20 protein-coding genes are annotated in these 19,520 nt (G+C 38.8%); 11 read left to right on the plus strand and 9 right to left on the minus strand.

All coding sequences use genetic code 11. The annotated features are described in order from the left end of the window. Positions 1 to 7 precede the first annotated feature (7 nt). The gene (gene hcaD / locus EXE10_RS00390; protein ID WP_130111984.1) at positions 8 to 1,255 is read left to right on the plus strand and encodes a 3-phenylpropionate/cinnamic acid dioxygenase ferredoxin--NAD(+) reductase subunit; all 1,248 of its coding nucleotides are present in this window, start codon (positions 8 to 10) and stop codon (positions 1,253 to 1,255) included. 83 nt (positions 1,256 to 1,338) lie between these two features. On the opposite strand, the gene EXE10_RS00395 is transcribed toward hcaD, so the two are convergent. Further along, positions 1,339 to 1,794 carry a GNAT family N-acetyltransferase gene (locus EXE10_RS00395; RefSeq protein WP_068973734.1) on the minus strand — a complete coding sequence of 152 codons (456 nt, stop codon included), beginning with the start codon at positions 1,792 to 1,794 and terminating at the stop codon, positions 1,339 to 1,341. A gap of 127 nt (positions 1,795 to 1,921) precedes the next feature. Here EXE10_RS00395 and EXE10_RS00400 point away from each other — a divergent pair, with 127 nt between their 5' ends. The 4 genes from EXE10_RS00400 to EXE10_RS00415 are packed head-to-tail and all read left to right on the plus strand — an operon-like array spanning position 1,922 to position 5,313. After that, positions 1,922 to 2,860 carry a cation diffusion facilitator family transporter gene (locus tag EXE10_RS00400; protein ID WP_130111985.1) on the plus strand — a complete coding sequence of 313 codons (939 nt, stop codon included), beginning with the start codon at positions 1,922 to 1,924 and terminating at the stop codon, positions 2,858 to 2,860. A 2-nt stretch (positions 2,861 to 2,862) separates the two neighbouring features. Next, on the plus strand, positions 2,863 to 4,023 hold the full coding sequence (locus tag EXE10_RS00405) for an MBL fold metallo-hydrolase (protein WP_130111986.1): 1,161 nt from the start codon (positions 2,863 to 2,865) through the stop codon (positions 4,021 to 4,023). 26 nt (positions 4,024 to 4,049) lie between these two features. Then, positions 4,050 to 4,628, plus strand: a complete 579-nt coding sequence (locus EXE10_RS00410) for a hypothetical protein (protein ID WP_130111987.1) — start codon at positions 4,050 to 4,052, stop codon at positions 4,626 to 4,628. A 37-nt stretch (positions 4,629 to 4,665) separates the two neighbouring features. Next, the gene (locus EXE10_RS00415; RefSeq protein ID WP_130111988.1) at positions 4,666 to 5,313 is read left to right on the plus strand and encodes a hypothetical protein; all 648 of its coding nucleotides are present in this window, start codon (positions 4,666 to 4,668) and stop codon (positions 5,311 to 5,313) included. Here the strand turns inward: EXE10_RS00415 and EXE10_RS00420 are convergent. Further along, positions 5,303 to 5,707 carry a DoxX-like family protein gene (locus tag EXE10_RS00420; protein WP_228256756.1) on the minus strand — a complete coding sequence of 135 codons (405 nt, stop codon included), beginning with the start codon at positions 5,705 to 5,707 and terminating at the stop codon, positions 5,303 to 5,305. The genes EXE10_RS00415 and EXE10_RS00420 overlap by 11 nt on opposite strands. Then, positions 5,700 to 6,176, minus strand: a complete 477-nt coding sequence (locus EXE10_RS00425) for a thiol-disulfide oxidoreductase DCC family protein (RefSeq protein ID WP_130111990.1) — start codon at positions 6,174 to 6,176, stop codon at positions 5,700 to 5,702. Before EXE10_RS00425 ends, EXE10_RS00420 begins: the two co-directional genes overlap by 8 nt. Before the next feature lie 340 nt (positions 6,177 to 6,516). On the opposite strand from EXE10_RS00425, the gene katG reads away from it, so the two are divergent. Beyond that, positions 6,517 to 8,706 (plus strand): catalase/peroxidase HPI, encoded by a 2,190-nt coding sequence (gene katG / locus EXE10_RS00430; protein WP_130111991.1) that lies wholly within the window; start codon positions 6,517 to 6,519, stop codon positions 8,704 to 8,706. A gap of 48 nt (positions 8,707 to 8,754) precedes the next feature. Here katG and EXE10_RS00435 read toward each other — a convergent pair whose 3' ends face one another. Further along, positions 8,755 to 9,810, minus strand: coding sequence for a DUF6670 family protein (locus EXE10_RS00435; RefSeq protein WP_130111992.1), 1,056 nt, complete (start codon positions 9,808 to 9,810; stop codon positions 8,755 to 8,757). A gap of 394 nt (positions 9,811 to 10,204) precedes the next feature. On the opposite strand from EXE10_RS00435, the gene EXE10_RS00445 reads away from it, so the two are divergent. Beyond that, positions 10,205 to 10,900: a hypothetical protein gene (locus EXE10_RS00445; protein ID WP_228256757.1), complete on the plus strand. Its 696-nt coding sequence runs from the start codon at positions 10,205 to 10,207 to the stop codon at positions 10,898 to 10,900. 166 nt (positions 10,901 to 11,066) lie between these two features. On the opposite strand, the gene EXE10_RS00450 is transcribed toward EXE10_RS00445, so the two are convergent. Further along, a complete protein-coding gene (locus tag EXE10_RS00450; RefSeq protein WP_130111994.1) occupies positions 11,067 to 11,687 on the minus strand; it encodes a TetR/AcrR family transcriptional regulator in 621 nt (206 codons plus the stop codon). Positions 11,688 to 11,767: 80 nt separating this feature from the next. On the opposite strand from EXE10_RS00450, the gene EXE10_RS00455 reads away from it, so the two are divergent. Further along, entirely contained in the window at positions 11,768 to 13,456 is a 1,689-nt protein-coding gene (locus EXE10_RS00455; RefSeq protein WP_130111995.1) for an acyl-CoA dehydrogenase family protein, read from the plus strand. A 210-nt stretch (positions 13,457 to 13,666) separates the two neighbouring features. On the opposite strand, the gene EXE10_RS00460 is transcribed toward EXE10_RS00455, so the two are convergent. Continuing rightward, positions 13,667 to 13,882, minus strand: a complete 216-nt coding sequence (locus EXE10_RS00460; RefSeq protein WP_130111996.1) for a hypothetical protein — start codon at positions 13,880 to 13,882, stop codon at positions 13,667 to 13,669. 200 nt (positions 13,883 to 14,082) lie between these two features. Continuing rightward, entirely contained in the window at positions 14,083 to 14,559 is a 477-nt protein-coding gene (locus EXE10_RS00465) for an Lrp/AsnC family transcriptional regulator (protein ID WP_087552192.1), read from the minus strand. 136 nt (positions 14,560 to 14,695) lie between these two features. On the opposite strand from EXE10_RS00465, the gene EXE10_RS00470 reads away from it, so the two are divergent. Together EXE10_RS00470 and EXE10_RS00475 are read left to right on the plus strand one after the other, a co-directional pair. Then, a complete protein-coding gene (locus EXE10_RS00470) occupies positions 14,696 to 15,334 on the plus strand; it encodes a LysE family translocator (protein WP_130111997.1) in 639 nt (212 codons plus the stop codon). A gap of 113 nt (positions 15,335 to 15,447) precedes the next feature. Then, on the plus strand, positions 15,448 to 15,636 hold the full coding sequence (locus EXE10_RS00475; RefSeq protein WP_068973722.1) for a hypothetical protein: 189 nt from the start codon (positions 15,448 to 15,450) through the stop codon (positions 15,634 to 15,636). Positions 15,637 to 15,687: 51 nt separating this feature from the next. Here EXE10_RS00475 and ptsP read toward each other — a convergent pair whose 3' ends face one another. Together ptsP and EXE10_RS00485 are read right to left on the minus strand one after the other, a co-directional pair. Then, the gene (gene ptsP / locus EXE10_RS00480) at positions 15,688 to 17,982 is read right to left on the minus strand and encodes a phosphoenolpyruvate--protein phosphotransferase (RefSeq protein WP_087552189.1); all 2,295 of its coding nucleotides are present in this window, start codon (positions 17,980 to 17,982) and stop codon (positions 15,688 to 15,690) included. An 81-nt stretch (positions 17,983 to 18,063) separates the two neighbouring features. Next, entirely contained in the window at positions 18,064 to 18,564 is a 501-nt protein-coding gene (locus EXE10_RS00485) for an RNA pyrophosphohydrolase (RefSeq protein ID WP_068973720.1), read from the minus strand. A gap of 184 nt (positions 18,565 to 18,748) precedes the next feature. On the opposite strand from EXE10_RS00485, the gene EXE10_RS00490 reads away from it, so the two are divergent. After that, positions 18,749 to 19,399 (plus strand): HAD family hydrolase, encoded by a 651-nt coding sequence (locus EXE10_RS00490; protein WP_130111998.1) that lies wholly within the window; start codon positions 18,749 to 18,751, stop codon positions 19,397 to 19,399. The last annotated feature ends 121 nt before the right edge of the window (positions 19,400 to 19,520 follow it).

Below are 19,520 nucleotides of genomic sequence, written 5' to 3' on the forward strand. Positions count from 1 at the left end.
ATCTCCCATGAGCCAAAATGAGACGAAAACCATTGTTATTGTTGGTGCAGGTCAAGCAGGTGCGAGCGCCATTTTAGAACTTCGTGCCAACAAATATGAAGGCAAGATCATTTTGGTGGGAGATGAAACCCATCTGCCGTATGAACGTCCACCTTTATCGAAAGATGTGATTTTAAAACCTGATGAAACCAAAATTGAGATTTTGTCAGAACAGAAATTAGCAGATTTGGGCGTTGAACATATTCGTGGCAATGGTGTGGTGAAAATCAACGCTGAGGCAAAAAGTATTGAACTTAAAAATGGTGAAACAATTGCCTTTGATAAGTTACTGCTTGCCACAGGTGGTGCGGCACGTCGCTTACCGAATTTCGATGCATTAGGCAAACACGTATATACCTTACGTAACCTTGAAGATTCTCAAGCCCTTGTTCCCGTACTACAAGCAGGTCGGCGTATTGTTTTGATTGGTGGTGGCGTGATCGGTTTAGAACTTGCATCATCTGCACGTTTTAAAGATTGTCAAGTGACAGTCATTGAAATGGGCAACATGGTGATGGGACGTTCATCTCCACGGATCTTGAGCGAGTTCCTTTTGGCACAACAACGCCTTGCTGGTGTGGATGTGCGCCTTGAAACCAAGATTGCTGATTGCCGTCTTGAGCAAAATCAGGACGGTGAAGAAGTGGTCATCACACTTGAGGGCGGTGAAGAACTTCGTGCAGATGCCGTCATTTACGGCATCGGGATTATCCCAAATGCACAGTTGGCTGTGGATGCAGGCTTGAACGTAGACTTTGCCATTCAGGTCAATGAAAACTGTCAAACATCACATCCTGATATTTATGCAGCAGGCGATGTGGCAACGCAATTACGTGGCAATGGTCAATATGGTCGTGTCGAAACTTGGGAAAATGCCAATTTACAAGCAGGAATTTTTGCGCGTCATGTGATGGGTGTTGAGCATCCAATGCCAAATCCTGCATGGTTCTGGACAGATCAACTGAATATTAATTATCAATTTGTCGGTGATATGGCAGCAGCTGAATGGCACATTCGTGGTGAAATGGATGCTGCTAAAGGTGCTGAATCATCATTCATCTTATTTGGCGTGACTGATGGCGTGATTGTGGGCGGTATTACCGTCAATGCTGCTAAAGAGATGCGTCTTTTGAAAAAACTTATTAGCAAACAAGCCGATTTTGAAGCAGATAAGCATTTGGATATGAGCCAAGAACTACGTAAGCTAGTTAAATAATCTCGGTTTCTTGCCATCTTAAACCTGAGTGATTTTACTCAGGTTTTATGCTCAGTTTTTTATGTTTCGATTTTCAAATGAATTTAACAATGGTTTGGAAAACGTAGATGTAGAATAGGAAATGGTCGACCTTCTGAGTCTAATTCAGAACGCGCAATTTGTTTAAAACCATGTTTAAGATAGAAATTCAAAGCACGTTGATTTTGTTCATTGACATCAATTTCATGTGCTCCCAATTCAAAAGCTTTTTTGATCAGGATAGAACCAATGCCTTGGTCGAAAAACTGTGGATCGACAAATAACATTTCAACTTTCTGATATGCCAAACCCATAAATCCCGCGATTTTTCCATCTCGTTCCACATGAAACAGTTGTACATGATCAAAATAATGATGCTGAATAATTGACTCTTTAATTTGTACAATATGTTGTTCATTTAAAAAATCATGTGTCGCGCGAACAGAATCTTCCCAGATTTTTAAGAGTTGCGGATGATCTTTTGATGATGTGTCCAGAATATGGTTCAGGTCTATTTCCATAAAACATTCACTCAAGTGTGAAAAGAAACAAAAAATAAAGAAAAATCACATGTTGTTTCGCTAATATGAATGAATATCGGTATAAAAATCAAATCGATGTATTTGATGAAAAAAAACAGGACAATAAATGTCAGATTCTAACAAAATTGTTGTATATGCAGCACTTTTTGGTAATTTAGCCATCGCATTGGTTAAGTTTGCTGCAGCTTATATTACAAATAGTTCTGCAATGTTAAGTGAAGCTGTACATTCTGTTGTGGATACACTGAATGAAATATTGTTGCTATATGGTTTAAAGAAATCGCAACAAACTGCCGATTACCAACATCCATTTGGCTATGGTCGAGAGTTATACTTTTGGGCATTTATTGTTGCTTTATTGGTTTTTGCTTTGGGCTCAGTGGTGTCTATCTTTCAAGGTATTCAGCATATACGTCATCCTGAAGTGATTGAATCTCCAATGGTGAATTACGCCGTGTTAGGGTTCGCGATTCTTTGTGAAGGAACGTCTTGGTTTATTGCCCTAAAAACTTTTAAAAAGACCAAAGGTTCAATGGGATATTTCGAGGCATTTCGACGTAGTAAAGATCCGACGACATTTACCGTTTTATTTGAAGATTCAGCAGCATTGATTGGTTTATTGATTGCTTTGGTTGGAATTTTCTGTGCACATCAATTTAATTTACCTGTTTTAGACGGTGTGGCTTCGGTATTGATTGGTGTCGTTTTAGCCATTTCAGCTTTACTTTTGGCGAGAGAAACGAAAGGATTGTTGATGGGGGAAACGGCAGATCCCAAATTGCGACATAATGTGTTGCAGGTCGCGCAAGAAGATCAAGCTGTATATTCTGCCAATGGTGTACTGACAGAACAAATGGGAGCTCATCAAGTAATCGCTTCTTTAAGTTTAGAATTTAAAGATGGGCTTACTTCAGATGAGATTGAAACCTGCGTGAACAGAATTGAAGCAAAGATTAAGAGTATTCATCCTGAAATCGTGGCATTATTCGTGAAGCCACAAACTAAACAAGTTTGGCTTGAAAGAATGAAAGGGCGTTTAGAGTAATCATGTCGAAACAAGAGCCAATTGTCCGTTTTGAAGAAAAAACGAAACAAGATGAGACGATTTTAGATAAGAAGAACCATGAGAATAAGGTTCAATCTGCTGTAGTTCCATCTGAAAATATTCAGCAATTACATTATCGAATTGATACTGAAAACTGTTTATCGCATACATGGGCGAAACCGATATTTAAAGTAATTGGTTCGAATTATCACAACGGAGAACGTTTTTTTAATCAACAACGTCGACCTGAAGGGCGTAGTCGTTGGGATTTGATGAAATGGTTAGGCACACGTAAGTCTTATACATGGAATGTCGATTCAGCCAAAGAAGCTGCTGAATTCTACGCAACTAAACGAATTTTACCGCAAAACCGTCCAGATGCTGATGACAATGATTGGCAAGTTTGGTTTGTTAGTCATGCAACGGTCTTGGTTCAGATTGGACCGTATAACTTTTTAACCGATCCAGTTTGGGCAGATTACGTCAGTCCTAAACAAGGGCGAGGACCTAAACGGGTGATTCCATCGGGAATTGCATTGGAACAACTTCCAGAGATTCATGCCGTTTTATTGAGTCATAATCACTATGATCACATGGATTTGGCATCTTTAAGATGGCTACACAATAAATTCGGTATGCCGATTTATACAGGTTTAGGCAATGGATCATATCTGCCTAAAGCATTTCATGTGATTGAAATGGACTGGTGGCAATCGGCTTTATTTAAAAATTTGAAAATTATTTATACCCCTGCACAACATGGTTCTGGTCGTGGCTTACGCGATCAGAATATTGCATTGTGGGGCGGTTTCTCCATCATTTCTGAACATGGTCATTTCTTCTTTGCAGGAGATACAGGCTATTCACCACATTTTAAAGAAATTCAAAAGCGTTTAGGAACACCACGCATTGCTTTGTTGCCGATCGGGGCGTATGAACCTAGAGCATTGATGCAATATATGCATATGAATCCACAAGATGCTTTTCAAGCGCATTTGGATTTACAGGCAAAGCGTTCTTTGGCAATCCATTACCGTACATTCCAACTGACAGATGAAGCACGTGATCAGCCTGAACAAGATTTGCAAAAAGCCATGAAAAACTCTTCGAAAATGGTCAATCCGTTTTATTGTATCCGTGAAGGGCGTAAGTTAGTGGTCTAATATAAAAATGAACAAGGATGTTGAATATGAAAAAAATGAGTTTACGATTTTTGATATTACCTTTTCTCATCTTGTCTTTTGATGTTGCTCATGCAAAATCAAAGCATGTAGACCATGATCAAACCGCTGATGCGGATCTAGTCGATTATGCTGGTGATAAGCCTGCTGATGTTGTTGATGCTGTTGCAGATCGACATGATGTTGTACCCAACTATGCTGCAAAGCCGATAGAAGAAAAATATAGCTTTGATGGTATGGAAGGTTCAAATGATTGGAGATTGATTTATCAGGATAAGCAAACACAATATTTTCAAAATGATTTGACTGTGAATGATGGGATTCAGTTGGTTGAGGCGTGGATTAAGAAGATTGAACCTACTAAGAAAACATCTGTGGTCAATTACTATCAGGTTCTATGTAAAGATCAGACCTTTAAAGTGCTTGAACAATACCAAAGTAAAGATGATCAAAATTATAAATTAGTGAAAAAAGTAGATTTATATCGTCAGACCCAACCCTTGAGTCAAGCAGGTGAGAAGTTGCCTGTGTTTAAAAAATTATGCAAGGAAAGAGAGGACTTTGCGAAGGCTTGGGGTATCCAATAAAATCATTCATTTAACTGAATGTTGAAGGATAAAAATAATGAAAATATTCAAATTGGTACTTATATTGCTGATGTTTGATACTGTTGCAGCACATGCAAAAACATTGAGCATTAATCAACAACGCTTTGAAATTAAAACTACGCATGGTGAAACTGAAGAGGGGTTTGAACAAGACAATCTAGAATTATATCGTGGCGATAAAAAACTGTTGACCCATACCCAACGTTTAAGTACAGGTGATTGTAGTATTCTCACCATAGAGTTAGGTGACTACGAGGTTAAAAATAATCAAGTCATTTTCTATAGTTATTGGGCGGCAGGGGATCGACAGGGTTTGTGGACATTTCCTTATGGCGTGCGTAAGCAGGTTTATTCAGTCGATTCAAAAGGGATGGTCAAATTAATCAATGCTGTGGTTTATGTGGAGGATACTATTAGCAATCCATTGGAGACAAATCCAGATCAGGATTATCTACAGTTTTTAACAACACAACCAAAAACTCAAAAAGATAAATTTGCATTAAATAACTATATTCAGCAAATGCAAACACGTTATAAAGCGCGGTTTGTACATGGACAGGAACGTACACAACTTCTCAAAGAAGTGAAAAGTAAATTGGCTTCACAGATTGCAGTAGAAACAAAGGGTTGGAAAGAAGATTTCGGTCAAAATGTCAGGTTGTAACGTTTTGACTATGTTGAATATTGATCAGTTGAATCGCAACGACAGATAAAGTAGCCATCGCAACATTCATTGCAAAAGGGTTAAAGCCAGCAGTGAAATATTGAGGATAAATGATCGCAACCGTAACTGCTAAACCAGCTAAGCCAAAAATATTTAGGTAATGTAAAGGCTTAGATTGTCGAAATACTAAAAATAAACAGCCATACATAATCTCGACCACACCTGAAAGTGTAATAAACAGCATCATACTTGATTGATCAATCTCTAGAAATTCCCAAAATTTTCGTTCTTCCGTTGCTTTAAAGATAATTTTGGGCACGATACCTTGATAAATCCATAAGATCGCTAAGCTGATATTTATTGTGAGTAATGCCTTTTGAATTGACTTATCCATTGACGACATTTTCCAAAAAATGCTGTTTATTTTCAGCAGAAGGAAGGGTGCAATGCTGCATTTTTCCAAATAAGCGATAACGATTGAAAGCCACTCGGCGGTAGAGAAAATCTCGGAGCAATTTCGGCATGACATAACCGACTTTTAAACTTGAAAAAGGTTGCCCCAAGTCTTCGATCACTTTTAAAAATGCAGTAGATTCGGTGTACATTTGCCCATTTTTAACCACAAGCATGGTGTCAAAATGGTCTGTCGGCATCTGATAATATTTTAAAATGGCTTGTCCTAAATCAGACTGAACTGAGGCGAGTTTAAATCGAGCATCTATATCGTATTTGATTAGAAATTCTGTCCAAGCATTGCATAACACACAAATCGCATCAAATAACACAATGTTATGTTGTTGAATGATCTGTTCAATGCTGTCCTTAGTTAGGGCAATATGATTTTCAGTGCTTATTTTTGACATTCACAGGCTCATTTTATGCAGCGCTTAAGCTCACTATAACTGAAATTATTGGGCGAAAAAACAGTCTGAATCGGTACATTTTTAAGCCATCGGAATAATCGAAAAGTATGATGAAAATAATGAATCACCTAAACTTTGTAAGGAAATAGTCGAGAAAATGTTGCTAAATCGCTGAATTATTGTAAATCATTCAATTTTAAGATTTTAAATAGAAGAATCCGATTGTTTTTATTCGTTAAATTCACTTTAGCTTGTCATGAAAAACCGCTATGTTGGTGCTGTAGCAGAATTTTTAAACGGTTAAATTTTTAATCAAAATTGATGAATGAGGAAATTATACATGGATAACAATAAGCCAGCTTCAGGTTGCCCTTTCCATCAAGCCGGTGGGCAGACCAGTGTAGCCAGCACCAATAATGCAGATTGGTGGCCGAATGCGCTGAATCTCGATATTCTTTCTCAACATGACAAAAAAACCAATCCGATGGACCCAGATTTTGATTATGCCAAAGCATTTAAATCATTGGATTTGGAAGCAGTAAAACAAGATTTACGTGAGCTGATTAATTCAAGCCAAGATTGGTGGCCATCGGACTATGGCAGCTATATTGGTATGTTTGTGCGTACCGCATGGCACTTGGCAGGTTCGTATCGTAAACAAGATGGTCGTGGCGGTGCGAACACGGGTAACCAACGCTTTGCACCCTTAAATAGTTGGCCTGATAACGTCAATACTGATAAAGGTCGTCGTCTACTTTGGCCAATCAAACAGAAATATGGTAATAAAATCTCTTGGGGGGATTTGATCGTTCTTGCAGGAACAGTTGCTTATGATGTGGCAGGTTTAAAAACCTTTGGTTTCGGTGGTGGTCGTTTAGATATTTGGGCACCTGAAAAAGATATTTACTGGGGTGAAGAGCGTCAATGGCTTGCACCGACCAAAGAACGTTATGCAAGTGATGAAGATCGTTCATCTTTGGAAAATCCACTTGCTGCGGTACAAATGGGCTTGATCTATGTCAACCCTGAAGGTGTTGATGGCGTACAGGATCCATTACGTACTGCACAGGACATGCGTGTTACGTTTGACCGTATGGGAATGGATGACGAAGAAACTGTTGCACTCACCGTTGGTGGTCATACCGTGGGTAAAGCACATGGTAATGGTAAAGCTGAAAATCTCGGTGCGGATGTAGAAAGTGCAGATGTAGAATTCCAAGGTCTCGGTTGGCACAACTCAGAAGGCACAGGCAATGGTGCAAATACCATGGTCAGTGGTCTTGAAGGTGCTTGGACAACACATCCTGACAAATGGGACAATGAATTCCTGTATTTACTGTTCACGTATGAATGGGAAAAAACGCTCAGTCCTGCAGGTGCAAAACAATGGGAACCTGTGAACATCAAAGAGGAAGACAAACCTGTTGATGCACACAATCCAAATGTACGCCGTAACCCAATGATGACAGATGCCGATATGGCACTGAAGTTTGACCCTGCGTACCGTAAAATTGCAGAAGATTTTTATCAAAATCCTGACAAATTAGCTGATGTATTTGCCCGTGCTTGGTTCAAACTCACCCATCGTGATATGGGACCAAAAACTCGCTACTTGGGTGCTGATGTTCCAAATGAAGATTTAATTTGGCAAGATCCAATTCCAAAAGCAGATTACACATTGTCTGATGTAGACGTGACCAATCTCAAAGTGAAGCTACTGAACAGTGGTTTAACTTCTGCTGAATTGATCGCAACCGCTTGGGATAGCGCACGTACTTTCCGTGGTTCGGACTATCGTGGTGGTGCCAATGGTGCACGTATTCGCCTTGCTCCGCAAAAAGATTGGGAAGGGAATGAACCTGCTCGTTTAGCTAAAGTTATTGCGAAACTTGAAGAAATTCAAGCGGGCTTAGTCAAGAAAGTCAGCATTGCAGATTTGATCGTACTGGGTGGTACAGCAGCTATTGAGAAAGCAGCGCAAGATGCGGGTGTGAATATCAAAGTTCCATTCCTTGCAGGTCGTGGTGATGCGACTCAGGAACAAACGGATGCTTATTCTTTTGAAGATTTCGAGCCGAAAGCAGATGGTTTCCGTAACTTCTTAAAAGCGGATTATGTGGTTCAACCTGAAGAAATGTTGCTTGACCGTGCACAATTGCTTGGTTTGACTGCACCTGAAATGACGGTTCTGGTTGGTGGTTTACGTGTACTTGGCGCAAACTATGCTGACGATAAAGCAGGTGTATTCACAGATAAAGTGGGTGTCCTTACCAATGATTTCTTTGTGAATCTAACGGATATGAACTTTAACTGGAAACCGACAGGTAAGAATTCATATAACATCGTTGAACGTAAGACTGGCGATGTGAAATGGACTGCAAGTCGTGTGGATCTGGTGTTTGGTTCTAACTCGATTCTTCGTTCTTATGCAGAAGTGTATGCACAGGACGACAACAAAGAGAAGTTCGTGAAAGACTTCGTGGCAGCTTGGACGAAAGTCATGAATGCTGACCGCTTTGATGTGAAGTAAGTAATTTAAAATGTAAAAAACCGCCTGAGGGCGGTTTTTTTGTGATTATTAACTTTCCATTCGATCTATATACTCAATATAGCCTTGTCCTTGAATTTCTTTATTTTTATGCGTACCTGTATAAGCATAGCCTCCGACATAACCACTGCCTAAGCCATAGTTAAATTCAGTATTCACTGTGCAATGTAAATAAAGAATTTCCTGCTTTCCCTCATAAATACGCCATTCAAAAACCTGTGGCAATTTCATCTGTTTGCCATCAGGTGCAGTCGCTAAATCTTCCTGATATTCAATGACCTTAAACTCAGCTGCGCAGGTTTTATTGTATTGGGTCAATGAACGGAAGAAGGCTTTACTGACAATCTGAGTTCCATTAATACGGGTATCATTGAGCAGTAACTGTGTTCCATCAGCAAGGTTGATAATATTATAGGTAAAGAAATCTAAAGGTAATTTCAGGTTTTGTTTGAGTGCTTTTTTCCAGATTAAATGTGGGCTGACAGCAGCTGCATGTTCAAAGGTACATAAGCCTGAAATTTCCTGAAACTGACCTTCACTTTGTAGCGTTCCTGAATATTCAGCCAAAAGGCTGATGTGATCATAAAATGGCGTTTTTACAAACCATGTAATTTTGTCTGTTACTTTGATTTTAATATCAATCTGATAATTTTCATTGCCTGAATGAAGCTGGTAATGTGGATATTGACCTGTAATGGTGAGGTCATCGCCAAACTGAATATGTGAACCATCTTCGGCAAACTTGCATTCTTTCAGAATCGAATAACCTGCAAATACACTGGTCTTTTTTGTTCCAGTTCCGACCACCAATGTTGCATTATTTCGTGGTGTATCTTTTAAAGCATGATCGTTATCAAACGCCAATGCACCTGCCGTACCGATGATGGACATGACTGAATAAAAATGATGTGGTGCAGGCAAGTCTGGGACCATAACCCCGAAATGTGTCCAACCAATTTTTTTGGAATGAATGTAGGGAAGGAGTTTATAGTTCTGTGGAAAGGCTTTGTTTTTCTGACTCTTTGTCGCATCTATGAGTGGGTAAATATATTTAATAAAACGATCTGAAATTTTTTTATTGAACATAATCAGGTTTGTTTTGTTGGAATTGTTCAATAAGTTATCGCATAAACTGATTTTCAAACATGACTGAAAGGGAATTTTTTATATCTTTTAAAGTCAGCAAATGGTGTGGGGAAGTGAGGTTTATTGAATGATGAATTTCTATCTAAAAAGCCCAACTTGGATAAGCTAGACTTTTTTATGGGTTGCAATCTACTGGTTTAAAAAAGATTAGTAATTGCATTTCGCATAAGGTGTATTATGTTAATTTTAGGGAAATTTAAATATTTTAATTTTCTGAAATCGTAATATTTATAAGAGTCAAATAATGCTAATAAAAGGATGCTGGATTCTTTCCTTGTATGCTCTGTTACTTATTGGGTGTACATCAAAGGATATTCCTCAAGAGGGGGAAATAGTGACATGGAAACAAAATCCACAACTTATTGTAAAAGCGAAACTTGGGTCGCGTCGGGAACATATTCCCGATAGGTTTGATTCTGAATTTTATCGACCTGCACGTGAACACTACTTGGGGCAATTTCCAATCAATTATGTACCTGAAAAATTTCCACTGATTACACAAGAAGAAGCAGACAGTTTACCGATGCCTGATTCGAATCGGCAATTACAGTTTGATTTAAAATTAAGCAATTTAGATTTTCAAGCAACGGATGGTTATTTGCCCGATTATGATGATCAAGTGAGAGTAAGGATTGAAGGTCTTACTATGGATATGCAGGCTGAGAACTTAGATACATATAAGACATTTTTACAAAGAAAAGAGTTTTTTAGAGAAAAATCAAAATTTGAAAAATATGGTTTGATCTGTTATTCAAAAAAATTGTCTGATGATTTTTTTGGTTGTTATGGAAAATCTAAAGAACATGATGTTACTGGCGTGTTATTAGATGTAATTACTTTGGAAAATACACCAGATAATCGATTTGTGCAAATTCGGGGAAATAGTTATGAACCTAATAAATATGGGGGTATATGGGTTAAATGGGAAACGAACTTAAATAATAGGGATCGTTGGCAAGAAATTGATAGCGCAATTTGGCGCTTATTAGACACATGGAACTCGGCTCCATCATCTCAAAAAAGTAACTAATTTTTTCTCATTTAATATAATGCTGGTTATGCGAAATTATTCTTTTAAATTGTTTCTATTTCAAATATTTACAACTTTAAAAAACCTCCATTCATCCGCAAAAAGTGACTTTGAAACAAGTCATTTGATTTTTAATCAATCTTGAAACATTTTGCAAATTAAAACTCTATGCTTCCAGCAAACTTTTTACAAAACCAAGTACATCATTCTCTAAAACCTCCCACTCCCCAAATTCAGGCTCAATCAATAAAGTCTGTGAAATCACTCCATAACAAACCCGTTGTACATTTAAACTGATCCGATTCAATTGCTCATGATCTTGAATAAAAGGTGTGAGAATGGTTTGCCACATCTGCACCATCATATCATAACTTTTACGATAAATTTCAATACTCGAAATCTGCCGTTCCAACAAAAAAGTCTGCGCCCATAAAAACTGTTGCGCTTGAATTTCCTGTAACTGGAAGTGAATGACTTGCTGTAAATATGCTGAAAAATCCAGATTTGTGGATAACTCGATCAGACTTTGTGCATAACTTTTTAAGGCCTCAGCATTACTTTTCACATGCTGATGAATGGTCAGCGCAATCAAATCTTCTTTCTTAGAAAAATACTCATAAAAAGTTCCCAAGCCAACACCTGCAATATCAGTAATTTCCCGAATGGTAATTTCACTGGCAGGGCGTTCATGCAAAAGCCGAACAAAACTTTCCATTAAGGCTTCTTGAGTGATACGAGCCCTTGATTGGCGAGGTTTACGACGCACATTGATTGCAGGCAAAGCCATAAAAATAACCCGAACATCCATCTACAGATTTTGATCTATACTGAATGTAATTGGACAAAACAACAAGACAGGATTTCAGCATGAACACAGCACAACTTGGAACAACCACAGCATGGCAAACCCACGAGATCAGCAACCAATTTGATGAATTGCAAAACTACAACTTATTTAGCACAGACCAAGTCCTACAAGAAATTTTGCAACGCTATGGCAGTCAGGATCAGCAGACTTTAGCAGAGTTTGGAGAGATTGTCGGTTCAGCAGAATATTATCAATATGCAGACCTAGCCAATCGACATACGCCTGAATTACATAGTTTTGATGCACGTGGTCGCCGTAAAGATTTTTTAGAGTTTCACCCTGCATGGCATAAATGGATGGGTATTAATCGTCAATACCACACTCATGCTTATCCATTTAGTGATGTACAAAATCAGTCACAGTCAACTTCAAAATGGGTGGATTGGGCAGCACGATTTTTCTTAAGCGGACAGGTGGAATGTGGAAGCTTATGCCCTAACTCGATGACTTTGGGCAGTATTCCACTGATTCAAAATGAACCTGAGCTTTGGGCAAAAATCGGTGAAAAATTACTGTCTAATGAATATGATGAACGTGATATTCCGATTTCCCAAAAAAAATCCATCTGGATGGGTATGGGCATGACAGAAAAGCAGGGTGGTTCAGATGTCCGTGCCAATGAAACCTATGCAGTGCCTGTCGCTGAATTAGGTCGTGGTAAAGCCTATTTGCTGACAGGGCATAAATGGTTTTTCTCAGCCCCGATGTGTGATGCGCATTTGGTGGTGGCGAAAACTGAACAGGATGGTTTGGCGTGTTTCTTTGTACCTCGTTGGTTGGAGGATGGCACCAAGAATCATATTCACGTGCAACGTCTAAAAGACAAAGTCGGCAATCGCAGTAACTCAAGTTCAGAAGTCGAATTTAAAAATGCGTGGGGTATCATGATCGGTGAAGCAGGGCGTGGTATTCCGACCATTATTGAGATGGCGAATTACACCCGTTTGACTTGCTCGGTGGGTTCTAGTGCGATGCTACGTCAGGCATTGGTACAGTGCATTGCCTATACCCGTCAGCGCAAGGCTTTTGGAAAGCATTTAGCTGAACAACCTTTGATGCAAGCCGTACTTGCGGATTTGGCTTTGGAAACCGAAGCTGCGATGCAACTGAGTTTTCATCTCGCACATTGTTATGAGCAGGATGATGAAATGTCACTGGCATGGAAACGTATCATGACGCCTGCATCTAAGTTTTGGGTATGTAAACGTGCGGTGGAACTGACAGGTGAAATGATGGAGGTCTTTGGTGGTAATGGTTATGTCGATACTGGCATCATGGCTCGCATTTTTAAAGAAGCCCCTGTAAATACCATTTGGGAAGGTTCGGGCAATGTCATGTGTTTAGACGTATTACGTGCGATTCAGCGTGATCGTGAGTCCATCGAAGTCCTGTTCCAATCATTCGCAAAAGTGGCTTCAAGTGATGCTGTTTTACAGAATGAATTGCAGTCTTTGTTTAAATTATTCAGCAGTTTACAAGCCGATGAAATGCAGTTTATGGCGCGCAGTCTGGTCAGTCGTTTGGTGATTCTTGCTCAAGCAATTTTACTGAAACAGTATGCACCTGATTTTGTCTCTGATGCGTTTATCGCAACTCGTTATAGTGAATTTCATGGACGGGTCGTGGGGATGGTGGATGCGAAAGCAGTGGATGTAGATCGATTGTTGCAAAGGGCTTTGGCGAGTTGAAATAATTTTTAAATACCTAAATCAGCGAAGGTCATAATGCAACATTATGACCTTCATACGCTTAAATCAGGTTTGATTTGAAGCTGATACTTTTAACACGTAATTATTGAAAATTACTTTTGTTTTTTAAGCTTTTTTTGGAGCTTTTTCAATTTACCTTCGTGCTTTGAAATTTTGTCCAAACGCGCTTTGATTTGTTTCTTTAAAGATTTAACTTGCTTTGACATCATGGTACTCCTTTGTTTTGCTATCCGTTGGCTGATGCTTTTTGATAAAACTACGGATAAATTTTCTTAACTCGCGTGCTGCACTGGTATCGAGACTTTCACACAATTGTAAAAACTCATCCCGTTCAGCACTGTTAATGCGAATTAAGAGCTGACCATCTTTTTTATTCACCTTTGTCTTTTTGGGTAATTCAGCCATCACATATTTATCCCCAAAGGTGAAAATCAAAATGTATATACAATATATATACGTTTTAAAAATAAAGCAAATTTAACTTATTGAAAATATTTGATTATTTTGTATTTTAATGAAAATTAATGTAAGACTGTGTGTTTTTAGGCTATAACAGATTGTTATCATGGTCTTTATTTTTAGAGCGAAAAAATAATTTTACATGCTCAGGGCTTTAAAATTGGGAAACCTAGAAAAGGTTTAATTTCTTTAAGTACAAACATGCTTTGCATTTCTTTAATTCCAGGCAAGCGGCGAATAATTGACATTGAAAACTCTGCATAAGTATCTAAATCAGGCGAGACCACCTGTAAAAGAAAATCAGCATCACCACCAATACTATAACAAGCCACAACATGCTCCAAAGCTGTCACTTGCTCTTCAAATTTCTTGGCTTCTTTTTCACTGTGACTGTCGATGGAAACACGGATAAAAACCATGACACCTAAGCCGATTTTTTTACGATCCAACAGTACGCCATAGCCTTTGATGATGCTTGTATCTTCTAAATGTTTCACCCTGCGCCAACAGGGTGAGGCAGACATTCCGATATTTTCAGCGAGTTCAGCATTGGAAATACGAGAGTCACGTTGTAATAACTCTAAAATTTTAGTGTCAGTTTTATCGATCTGCTTTTGGGTCATTCTTGTCTTGGGAGTTCATCTTAAAGGTTATTTATACCCTTTTTATTGCTATTTTAGAAATAAATAGATCAGTTTTACCTACGTTTTTCACAAAAAATATAAGGACACATTTCAGATTTTTCAGGTTGTGATGCTGATGCAAGATTTAACCCAATTTTCAACGTATTTATTCACCTTAGCCATTGCAGCTTTGCTACCTGGACCAGGTATGACAGGTCTAATGTTGAAGACTTTTACTCAAGGGTATCAGCGTGCTTTGTTAATGCTTTTAGGGCTGATCACAGGTGATGTTTTATTCTTGCTGAGTTCGATTTTTTTAATTGATTTTATTCATAAGCTTAGTCCACATTTTTCAGTTTATATGATGTTGCTTTGCAGTTTTTATTTACTGTACTTGTCTTATCAATATTGGAATTTTCAGGATGATTTATTCAATGAAAATACTCAAATTTTAGATATAAAGATCTCATTTTCAGCATTTCAGGATGGCTTGCTGATTACTTTAAGCAATCCGAAAACGATTTCTTTTTATCTTGCTTTGGTGCCAATTATTTTTGGTTCAGCATCGTTACAAGAAAAAACGATTGTTCTGACTGGGCTGACAGTTTTGACTCTATTTATTGTTGGAAGCCTATATATTTTTGCTGCTTTAAAAATTAAAAAAATTTTAAATCAAATGCTTATACAGAAGCTTTTATTAAAAGGTCTAGCATTGATGATGTGTGTTTTGGCGTTCGGGATGCTGTACAAAGAACTGCATGTATTTGTTCTGTGATGTATTGGAAATATTGGATAAATCCGCTTGTATTCTATACAAAAAAGCGTAATATCAGCCTTGCACCGCATCACCAATTTTGCGGTGAACATACAGTCTAAAAGGTAAATAAAATGGCGAAGAAAAAAGCTGCGCCTGAAGTTGTAATTCACAACTTTGTGGCAAAACACATGAACGATTTTAACAAGAGCCAAACTTTTGTAGATCGCAAAAAGAATGCAAAACGAGGCTATGCAAAACACAAAAAAGGGGGATACTCAAATGATTATCTCCCTTTTTTAATGCTTCAAATTTGTGCTTAATGTATTGAAATATCAATCATAAAATATTTAACTTAAAAATAAACATTCAAATTAAACATTCACCAAACGATTCGATTTCACCATATCTGCTAAACCATGATGACGGAAATAGTATTCCATCCAACTTTTCACCATCAATGGATTGTTCATCGCCACAACTTCTTCCAAAAGCTTCTGAGCATCTGTCATCGAGACATGGCAAATCGCTTTACGCACACGAAGAATATTACTTGAACTCATCGACAGTGTATTGAAACCCATAGCCATGAGTAAAATTGCAGACAGCGGATCACCTGCCATTTCACCACAGATACTGATCGGTTTGTCATACTTATGACATTCCTGAACCAAACGGGTTAAGGCACGCAGTACAGAAGGGTGGAAGTGAGAATACACACTCGAAACACGCGGGTTATTTCGGTCAACTGCCAATAAATATTGAATCAAGTCATTCGAACCCACTGAGAAGAAATCCACCAATTCAGCAAATTCACCAATCTGTAAAAGCACACTGGGTACTTCGACCATAATCCCGATTTTTGGTTTGGTGATTTTAACTTGTTCCTCTTCCTGAACCGCCATCCAATCACGTTCAAGGAGGTAAAGCGCTTCTTCAACCTCACTGACACTTGTGACCATTGGCAGTAAAATATGCAGATTATTCAAACCGATACTGGCTTTGAGCATGGCGCGAATTTGTGAAGAAAAAATCTCAGGATGATCAAGTGTGAAACGAATTCCACGCCATCCCAAAGCTGAGTTTTCTTCTTCAATCTGGAAATAAGGCAAGTCTTTATCTGCACCAATATCCAGGGTACGCATCACCACAGGTTTATTGGCAAAGTGACTGAGCTGTTGACGGTAAATCGCACGTTGTTCTTCTTCACCTGGAAAGCGTTCACGGAGCATGAACGGAATTTCTGAACGATATAAACCAACACCTTTTGCACCACGTTGTACACCACGAACCACATCAATCATCAAGCCCGTATTGACATAGAGTTTGACAGCAACACCATCGGGCGTGATTGAATCTTTAGTTTCGTATTGCTTCAAATCTTTGGCGATTTGCTCTTCTTCTTTTTGAATCTCTTTATAACGGGTACGTAAACGCCGTGGTGGATTTACAAATACCCGACCTTGATAGGCATCGACAATCATTTCAACATCATCAAGGGTATTCACAGGCAGTTCAGTCACACCAACAACCGTTGGAATACCGAGTGCACGTGCCACGATCACCATATGTGAATTGGCAGCACCTTCTGAAGTGACAATGGCAGCAATTTTATCAACAGGTAATTCAACCAATGCTGCAGTACTGATTTCTTCACCGATTAAAATACTTTCAGACGTGATTTCTTTATGACTGGTATCGCCTTCTTGCAAAGCTGCTAAGATGCGTCGTCCAAGATCTTTTAAATCAGACACACGTTCACGTAAGTAGTCATCTTCCATTTGTGCAAATAATGCGACATGACGGTCGATGACATGCTTTACTGCACCTTGCGCCCAACTACCATCTCGAATAATTTCTTTAATTTCACTCGGTAAAGCATTTTCATCTAACATGCGTAAGAACACGCTAAATAGCGCTCGTTCTTCAGCCATGAGTGAATCTTGCATTTTATCGTCGAGGGATTGGATCTCAGTGCGAACATCAGAAATGGCGCGATCTAAAAGTTCAAGCTCTTCACTGATGTCATCGGCATCACGGTCTGGCACAGCTGCCAAATCCGCAGGCGGGTAAAGAATAATGGCGCGTCCGAGTGCAATACCACCTGCACCAGAAGAACCTTGGAAGGTTTTATAGTTAGATGAACTGCTTGGCTTACGGAAAACATCAATATTCCCGACAGCATGTGCATGTGCGATTACACCCGAAAGTTGCGCGCATAATGTGACGAGGAAGGATTCAGCGGCTTCACTAAAGTCTTGAGATTCTTTATTTTGAACCACCATCACGCCCATCACTTTACGACGGTACATGACTGGAACACCAAGGAAAGAGTTATAGACTTCTTCCCCTGTTTCAGGGAAATAAGCAAAGCGTTCATGTTTAAAGGCATTGTCTAAGTTGACAATTTCTTCACGTTGACCGACTAAGCCGACCAAGCCTTCACCGAGTTGCAATGAAACATTGCCTACAGATTCAGGGTTTAAACCTTTAGTCGCCATCAACACATAACGTTGATTTCGTTCATCTAAAAGATAAATCGAGCATACATCGACATGCATTGCTTCAGAAACTTGGCTGACCATAATTTCTAAAGACTCATGCAAACTGACGGACGCATTGATTTCTTGCACAATGCGTCTTAGGGTGTCCAGTTGCATGTTCGACATGAAGGTATGCTCCTTATTTATGTTCGGTTTAACGCGATTTCATTTGCAATTATTTATAACAGCACTGTTTTGAAAAATCATTCAAATTTTTGAAGAAATTTCAGCACCATGCTGTGGCATCTGCATGCATAACTCCATCATCGCTTTACGATAAACATCACGTTTAAAATTCACCACTTGACCAAGCGGGTACCAGTAACTCACCCATTGCCATTGGTCAAATTCTGGCGGGTCAGACAAATTCAACTGAATATGTTTCGTTGAAGCTGTCAGTTTGAGTAAAAACCATTTCTGTTTTTGTCCAATACAAATCGGATCGGAATCCGAGCGAATGTATCGAAGCGGCAAACGATAATGCAACCAGTCATCTGTCTGGGCGATTATTTGGACGTGCTCGGGTAGGAGCCCAACTTCTTCTCGTAGTTCTCTATAAAGAGCTTGCTCAGGAGTTTCTCCAAACTGGATCCCCCCTTGAGGAAATTGCCATGCATTGTGACCAATGCGTTTTGCCCATAACACTTGTCCAATATCATTTGCCAAAATGATCCCGACGTTAGGTCGGAAACCTTCTGAGTCGATCATTTGGCTACCTAAAAATTGTTAATTTCATTTGACTTTATATATGGGGACACACACTCTTTTGTCCAACTCGATAAAGTCAAAGTAATAATGTTGTAAAATTGCTATGATCTTACCGAATTTCTATCGACTAGCGGTGATAGATTTACAATTTTTTTCTTAAATTTCAGTTTGAACGAGTATTTTCATGAAATTGGCGTTGTTTGACCTAGATCACACCTTATTAAATACCGACTCTGACCATTCTTGGGGCGAGTTTTTAGTCAATGAAGGCTTGGTTGATCCAGTCCATCACCGTGCCATGAATGACAAGTTTTATGAAGATTACAAAGCAGGGCAACTTGACCCGATTGCGTATAATGAATTTGTATTTGAATTTTTAACTCAGCATGACAATGAATACTTAACTGAACTACATCAGTTATTTATGCAAAAAGTGATTCGTCCGCAGATGCGCCCTAAAGGTTTTGCGGCGATTCAACGCCATAAAGATGCAGGACATGAATTGGTTGGGATTACTGCAACATCAGACTTTATTACTGCACCGATTTTTCGTGAATTTGGTATTACAGAAATCATTGCCACCAATGCTGAAGTCAAAGATGGTAAATACACGGGCAAAGTGACCAATATTCCATGTTATCAACAAGGTAAATTGGCGCGTTTGGATCAATGGCTTGAGGGGCGTGATGTGACTGAGTCATGGGCTTATTCTGATTCAATCAATGACCGTTTCTTGTTGGAATATGCAGATCATGCTTTTGCCATCAACCCAGATGATCGCTTAGAAACTTTGGCGAAAGAGCAGGCTTGGGAAATTCAAGACTGGTCAATTTGATTGATTGTGTTATTGATGAAGTAGATGAATGACAGCACTGAGGTGCTGTTTTTTATTTTCAAAATTTAAATTCTGAGATTTGTAATTATTTTTATAAATAAAGGTTTTGTGCTTCATTTTA

The sequence above is a fragment of the Acinetobacter sp. WCHAc060033 genome (assembly GCF_004209125.1).
GTDB classification, from domain to species: domain Bacteria; phylum Pseudomonadota; class Gammaproteobacteria; order Pseudomonadales; family Moraxellaceae; genus Acinetobacter; species Acinetobacter wuhouensis.